Here is a 6,175-nt window from a genome sequence, read left to right on the forward strand (position 1 = left end):
GAGTACTGTTTGCCGCCGTTGGCAAACGTCGCTAGCTCGTACTGGGTCTTAGATCGTTGCACCTTGCCACTGCCGTCATAGGCCCAAGATGATGTGCCTTTGGGGGAAACGTAGACAACCTTGCCCCCCTCCTCTTGGAACTTCTGCTCGGTGAGCATCACCAGGCGGCGGTGCAGCCAACCGTGAAACTTTTGCTTCAGGCTTGACCGCTTCCTGCCCCCTTTAGGACGCCAGCCCTTGAGATGTTCAAAGACAATCGTGCTGGCTCCATGCTCCAGGGCAAAGTTGACAATCCGCCGTGACACTTGCTGAGCAATGTTGGCGTTGATGCCCATCCCCTTGCGATAGAAAGTTTTGGCGAACCCACGGTGCAACGTTTTGGTCTTTCTCGCCTTTTGGCGAATGAGGTTGGCCTGCTTGCCTCGACGGTCTATGTCAGAGGCCGGGTGAATGAATCGCCGTGCCAATACAGTGCCGTCAGGGCAAACAATGGAACACGTGGCTAGGGTATGAATCCCTACGTCCACACCGCAAACCGCATCACTTTTCCAGGTCGGTGGAGTGATGCTAAAGGGCACCGCCAAGTGGCAGTGCTTTTCAGAAACCACCAAGTAGGGTGACTTGATTACGCCGGTTAGGTGCCGCTTCCGCTTGCTGGCAATGGGCACCTCAGCCCAGACCCAATCAAAGCCGTTCCACACCTTGACTGAGGCCACCTGTAAGCCCTTGTCGAACTTGACCAATTGCCCTTTGTAGAGGGCCGGGTAGCACCCTGCCTCTACGTTAAAGACAGGCGGCTTTGCATCACGGCGGTTTCTCATCCCTGCTTGCCAATCCCGGTATCGAGTTAGGTAGGACGAAACCTGACCCTTAACAAATTCAATCGCCGCCCGCCTTAGGTAAGAGGGGAACTTGTAGAATCGTGTCTGGAAGTAGCGGTACCTTGGCGATGAGTTCTTACTGGTGGGATGGATTAGCTTCTCTACTGCCGCACAAAAACTAGGCGCGGCTACCAGGTTAGGCCAATGACCCATGACCAGATAGCTCAGCGCCATGCAGTAAGCTCGGTACTCATCAACCGTCTCTAGAAGGTGAAGTTTCACCTCTGGCAACGGATTCAAGCCCCACTTGTCAGTGCGTATAATAGCTGATTTACCCATAATGAAAATGTTAGGGCATGGAGCAGGAATTTCCTACCCTAAAAACCAGGAATGATAGCGCCTACAGGCTTTGTTACCATCTGGTTTTGTCAATGAAGTAAATGAAGTATCGGCATAAATGCCTGACCGCAGAGATGCTTGATAGGCTAGAGGTACTATTCCGTGACCTCCTGGTGAAGTGGGGCGGGGAACTGATTGAGTTTGGTGGCGAGGTCTTATCTATTGTTCGAGGTCGATCCAACGGTTCGACTTTCTGACTTGGTGAAAAACTTGAAGTCAGTATCAGTCCGGAAAATGCGCCAAGAGTTTGCTGAACAGCTCTGCCCTTATTGTTGGAAGCCCTATTTTTGGAATCGGGCCTATGGGCTGATAACCACGGGCGGCAGGGCCAGCATTGAAACTCTCCTGAAGTACATCCAGAACCAGGATGAGCCGCGTAAACTCCGCCCGCCGCTAACTAGCGAATCAGGCTTCCCGTCCATTCGTAGGGTGCACGGCGGCGTTGCTCGAGTAGGTCTGCCGCAGCGTGGAGGTTAGGCTAAAACACCCCTGGAAAGGTTCTGCCAGAGGGTAGAGCTGCTCACTCTAGCCCAGACTCTGTGAAGGGGGAATCTGCTGCTATTTGCATCAGAATGGGCCTCTCAGATGGAGGAAGCTCTCCCTCCGAGAGGATGGGCAATACCGATTTGAGATAAACTGACGCAAGAGTCGTTCAGTCGTTTACCAGCGGCTTCTCCTGGCCTTAGCTTGCCTATCATCCTGCCTCTCCACCCATTGCTTGGGGCAGGGTTGGGCTTGTCTGGCCGGTGAGGTAACCCAGGTGGGGTGCGATCCCTTTGGCATAGGCTAGACTCCTTGGGGCTGTGGCTCAGATGGATAGAGCAAGCGCCTCCTAAGCGCTAGGTCGGCGGTTCGAATCCGCCCAGTCCCGTTGCTCCCAAACCCGACAGGACCTTGCACTTGAGGCTTGAGTCCAGTCAGCCTGACAAATAGATCTACAATACCTAGAGTCTAAAGCTGTTTATTTATTTGATTTACCACAATATATAGTTAAGCCTTTTGACAACATCGATGAGGTTCTCTTGTAGGCCTCTGAGACTTATGCTGAACAAAGGGGACATATGCCCCTTTTGAGAGGATTGTGATACATTCAATGAGAGTTAATGAAAGCTAGAGCCAGCCTTCTCCTGCAAGCCATAGGTGTGTTGGCAGATGGAAGGACCTGTATGGATTTAAGGGTTTGGTTTTTAGGTTGAGGAAGCTGCCTCGGTTCATGGCTGTAGGTTCTTGCTGATAGGTCTTTGTATGAGGTCGTTAGCCTAGTCTCGATTTGGTTTTGCCAGAACTATCTTTATTATTCAATTGGTTCCTTGATCATCCCGTTCACTGTTTAAGATCAATGACTCTATGGCAGATGTTCGCCCCTGTGCCCCTTGCATTGTCGATACTGGAATCTTGGTTAGCAAGCGAGATATTTACCGGCTTCTGGCAGACTTGGGGCGTGTTCTCTATTTTGATATTGTCGATGGCTTTGTGCGAAAGCAAGGGGAAGGCTACGTCATGGAGGTGTTTCAGGATCCCGCGGCGGCCACATTGGTGGTCAATCGTAGCTTGTACCTGAACCTGGAGAGCTTCGATTACGTTTGTTTACGGGATCCCTCTGTGTTGGAAGCAGCCCATCCCGACGGGGATGAGCCGAGTGTTGTCATTGATCTGGTACAGGAGAATCGTATTCTGCGCTTGGTTCCTTTGTCGGATCCTCTGTCGGATCCTTTTCACCTGTTGGCCGACACCGAGGCATTGCGGGCTGCGGCCGTAGATGTTTGGGTTGCCGGCTGGGGAGAAGAAGGCCACTCCTCCAACTCACGCGGTTAAGAGCTGTTAAGCCGGGCAATCTGTGGGAGCCTCTGTTGATCGAGAGAGCGGCCCTGGATTCTGTGAGGCTAATCTCTAATTTGTGGGGTAAAAGCTCCGTATGATCCCTCTGGGTAACGAGTGACCTGACCTGAAATGGGGTCTCCAGATGAATGGTTTTCGGATGTGGCAACGGCTCATGGCCGGCTCCTGGATTGTGGGATCCCTTGCGGCTTTGCTTCTGGTTATGGCTCTCAAGGCTTGTGGTGGGGGCAGTGGTTCTCCAGCGGTGAGCATCGTTCCTAGACCGGTCCCGGTAGCAGCTCCTGCTCCAACTTTGCCATCGAGTGATCGGTTCACCCTTGAGGTTCGTTTTCCGGACAGTAGCCTTACGCCCAGTCAGCAGTTGATCGTCCGCAGGGCCGCGCTGCGCTGGCAGCAGGTCATCGTCGGTGATCAACCGGATCTGCCCCCCACCGACATTCGGGCCAATGAATGTGACCAGGGCTTTCCCAGTACTGCTCTCAATTTTCCGATTGATGATCTGTTGGTGGAAGTGCGGGCGAGGAATCTAAACGACGAGCGTGTGTTGGGGGGTGCTACCCCCTGTTTTGTGCGTGCCTCCAATGGCTTGCCTTTCTATTCTGTTGTTTTGCTCAATAGCCAGAATCTATCGGACTTGGAAGGACGCGGTGATTTGCCGGTTACTGCCCTGCATGAGCTGGGCCATGCCCTTGGCTTTTTACCCAGTGTTTGGCAGCTCAAGGGGTTGACAGTGGGTTTGGTGGGGCGAGAGCAGCTTACCCCTGTGGGTTACGATCCGCGGTTTATCGGCCCTAACGCCGTTAACAGCTTCAACATCCTGGGGGGCAATGCTCCATCTGTCCCGTTGGAAGACCAGTTTGGAGTGGGATCCCGAGATTCCCACTGGCGGGAGAGCATTTTGGGCCGTGAGCTGATGACCACACGCATCGACCGAGAGGTGGCCAACCCCCTTAGCATTCTCACCATTGGATCTATGGCCGATCTAGGATATGAGGTCGATCTATCGGCTGCTGACCGTTTTAGTCTGGGGCGTAGGGGTGGAACTGCTCAACCCTTAGAGCTCCAGGAATTGGATTGGCAGGTACCGATTCAAGGCATTGATGCCCAGGGTCGGCGTCTGTGGAGCAGACCCATTCCCCAAGATGCTGACAAAAAGCATATTTACCCATAGCCAAGAGGGCAGTTTTTAACAATAATGAAGAGCAAGTTGCACAACTTCATGCCCCTTGACCCATCCTGATTGCAATCGGCTATGAGTATTTTGAAAAAGCTTTTTGGTGGTTTTTTCTCCTTCTTTGGCATCCTGTTTGGGGGCCTTTGGGATTTTGTGACCGGCCCGTTCCGTCCGGCGCCAGATCCAGCGCAGGTGGCCAGCACCCCAATTCAATCGGCAACCCCTGAGGTGGTGAAGGCTGCTGGGGCTAGCCCTGTGGCCAACCCTGCTCCCGTCCGCAAACCTAAGGTGGTCATTGAAAAGCCTTTTGTGCCCAATGAGATCCCTGCACCCCGCCCCAATCGTCGCCCCGGCCCGGCGTTGGAGATGTTTCGAGCAATGGTTCAGGAGCTTCCCTCTGTGCGGGCTTAGGGTGAAAGTCTGGCATCAGACTGGCACCGGGAAGATCGGTTAACTCTTGTCCCACGGCTTATGATAAAGGTGACGATGGTGGAAATTGCTGCTTATGTCTAATCTCTCCTTCTCAGAACAAGAACGGCTAAAGCAGCTTGAGCGTGAAGTGGAGCAAGCGGCTGCGGCCTCTAGGGCTGCAACATCTCCAGGTGTATCTCAGGCAGAAGGCACTCTTGGAGCTTGGGTTAAGACTTGGGGGCGGCCCTTGCTGACGGCCTTGGCTATCTTGGCTTGTATGCTAGGGGTGGGGCTGTTTTTTCGGGTCCTTGGTACTCTCCTGCAGTTGGTGCTGATAGCAGGGTTGGGCTACCTGCTTTATGCTGTGGTGGTGGCACCGCGGTTGGGCTTCGGTGCTGCGGCCAAGGCGAAACGGTCAAAGCAGGAAGGCTGGGATCTCGACAGGTTTTGATAGGTGAGCTGTCCTTTGCCCAGGAGGGAAGGGGATCCCTGGCACGCCTACCCATACTTAGTAGCGGCTATTTTGGGCTGGGCCACAGCTGCCAGTGCTTTTAAGCTGGGGCTGCAGTATTTCTCGCCGACGGTTTTGTTAATCTTTTCCGCCCTCAGTTCCTGTGGGATCTTGTGGATGGTTTTGTTGCTGAGCGGACGAGCTAGGTTAGTGCGGCAGCAAAGTCGCGGCCAGATTCGGCTTTCGGCTGTGCAAGGGCTGCTGAACCCTTTTGGCTACTACCTAGTGTTGTTGCAGGCCTATGCTCGCCTACCGGCTCAGGCGGCTCTGGCTCTGAACTACACTTGGCCTTTGGTTCTGGCTCTTTTGGCGGTTCCTCTGCTGCGGGAGCGCTTCCGTTGGCGGTTGCTGCTGGCATTGGGCGTCAGCTTGCTGGGGGTGGTGCTGGTAGCAACGGGGGGAGCTTGGGACAGTTTGCGGGCAGGGGATCCCTTAGGGGTGCTGCTGGCGGTGGGCAGTGCTGGGATCTGGGCCCTCTACTGGCTGCTGAATGTCCGGGATGGGCGGGATGGGGTGCTGAAGTTGTGGATGGGGTTTGTTTTTGGGAGTCTCTACTGCCTGACGTTGCTCCCGTTCCAGACGCTGCAGTGGAGTGGGGCGGGGCTGGGGTGGGCAGTCTACATTGGTTTGGCGGAGATGGGACTAACGTTTGTGTTTTGGTTACGGGCCTTGGAGCTGTCGGACCACCGGGGATCCCTGGCCAACTGGGTGTATGTGACCCCCTTTTTGTCTTTGGGGTTGATTGCCTGGATATTGGGGGAGGCAATTGCGCCGGCATCGGTGGTCGGGTTAGGGCTGATCCTGGGCAGCAACCTTTGGGGTGTGCGCGGGTCATCCCCCGTTGAGAATGAGGATGCGGTGCTGGAGTAAGTTTTTTACGTAAATTACCCGACACTGAGCTTACGCTACAGTGCAGGCTTTATCCCAATCCTCGACTGCAATAGAGCAGCTAAGTTTCGGAATTTCGGGCTGATTTACAACAACAACCCCAAGGAGAGAAATTATTTGAGCAGCGTTGTT

At 54.1% G+C, this 6,175-nt stretch carries 7 protein-coding genes and 1 tRNA gene; 7 read left to right on the forward strand and 1 reads right to left on the reverse strand.

The genetic code is table 11. The features are described from left to right. Positions 1–821, reverse strand: an 821-nt coding sequence (locus Q0711_RS06590; protein ID WP_299042026.1) for an IS200/IS605 family accessory protein TnpB-related protein, incomplete at its 3' end; no start/stop codon positions are given. A 600-nt stretch (positions 822–1,421) separates the two neighbouring features. Between Q0711_RS06590 and Q0711_RS11685 the strand changes: the two genes are divergently transcribed. From Q0711_RS11685 to Q0711_RS06620, 7 genes are all read left to right on the forward strand, one after another. Continuing rightward, positions 1,422–1,697: a transposase gene (locus tag Q0711_RS11685; protein WP_366519097.1), complete on the forward strand. Its 276-nt coding sequence runs from the start codon at positions 1,422–1,424 to the stop codon at positions 1,695–1,697. Between the two features lie 320 nt (positions 1,698–2,017). After that, a tRNA-Arg gene (locus tag Q0711_RS06595) sits at positions 2,018–2,091 on the forward strand. 476 nt (positions 2,092–2,567) lie between these two features. After that, positions 2,568–3,035, forward strand: a complete 468-nt coding sequence (locus Q0711_RS06600; protein ID WP_299042028.1) for a hypothetical protein — start codon at positions 2,568–2,570, stop codon at positions 3,033–3,035. A 148-nt stretch (positions 3,036–3,183) separates the two neighbouring features. After that, positions 3,184–4,230, forward strand: coding sequence for a leishmanolysin-related zinc metalloendopeptidase (locus Q0711_RS06605; protein WP_299042031.1), 1,047 nt, complete (start codon positions 3,184–3,186; stop codon positions 4,228–4,230). A gap of 81 nt (positions 4,231–4,311) precedes the next feature. Continuing rightward, positions 4,312–4,644, forward strand: coding sequence for a hypothetical protein (locus tag Q0711_RS06610; protein ID WP_299042034.1), 333 nt, complete (start codon positions 4,312–4,314; stop codon positions 4,642–4,644). Between the two features lie 94 nt (positions 4,645–4,738). Continuing rightward, positions 4,739–5,095 carry a hypothetical protein gene (locus Q0711_RS06615; protein ID WP_299042036.1) on the forward strand — a complete coding sequence of 119 codons (357 nt, stop codon included), beginning with the start codon at positions 4,739–4,741 and terminating at the stop codon, positions 5,093–5,095. Between the two features lie 3 nt (positions 5,096–5,098). Continuing rightward, positions 5,099–6,025 carry a DMT family transporter gene (locus tag Q0711_RS06620; RefSeq protein WP_299042038.1) on the forward strand — a complete coding sequence of 309 codons (927 nt, stop codon included), beginning with the start codon at positions 5,099–5,101 and terminating at the stop codon, positions 6,023–6,025. Positions 6,026–6,175 lie beyond the last annotated feature (150 nt).

It is taken from the genome of uncultured Thermosynechococcus sp., from assembly GCF_937958135.1.
Taxonomy (GTDB): Bacteria; Cyanobacteriota; Cyanobacteriia; order Thermosynechococcales; family Thermosynechococcaceae; genus Thermosynechococcus.

Coding starts and splice junctions, on each gene's coding strand:
- Q0711_RS06610 (WP_299042034.1), top strand. CDS start 4,312: ATGAGTATTTTGAAAAAGCTTTTTGGTGGTTTTTTCTCCTTCTTTGGC.
- Q0711_RS06605 (WP_299042031.1), top strand. CDS start 3,184: ATGAATGGTTTTCGGATGTGGCAACGGCTCATGGCCGGCTCCTGGATT.
- Q0711_RS06615 (WP_299042036.1), top strand. CDS start 4,739: ATGTCTAATCTCTCCTTCTCAGAACAAGAACGGCTAAAGCAGCTTGAG.
- Q0711_RS06600 (WP_299042028.1), top strand. CDS start 2,568: ATGGCAGATGTTCGCCCCTGTGCCCCTTGCATTGTCGATACTGGAATC.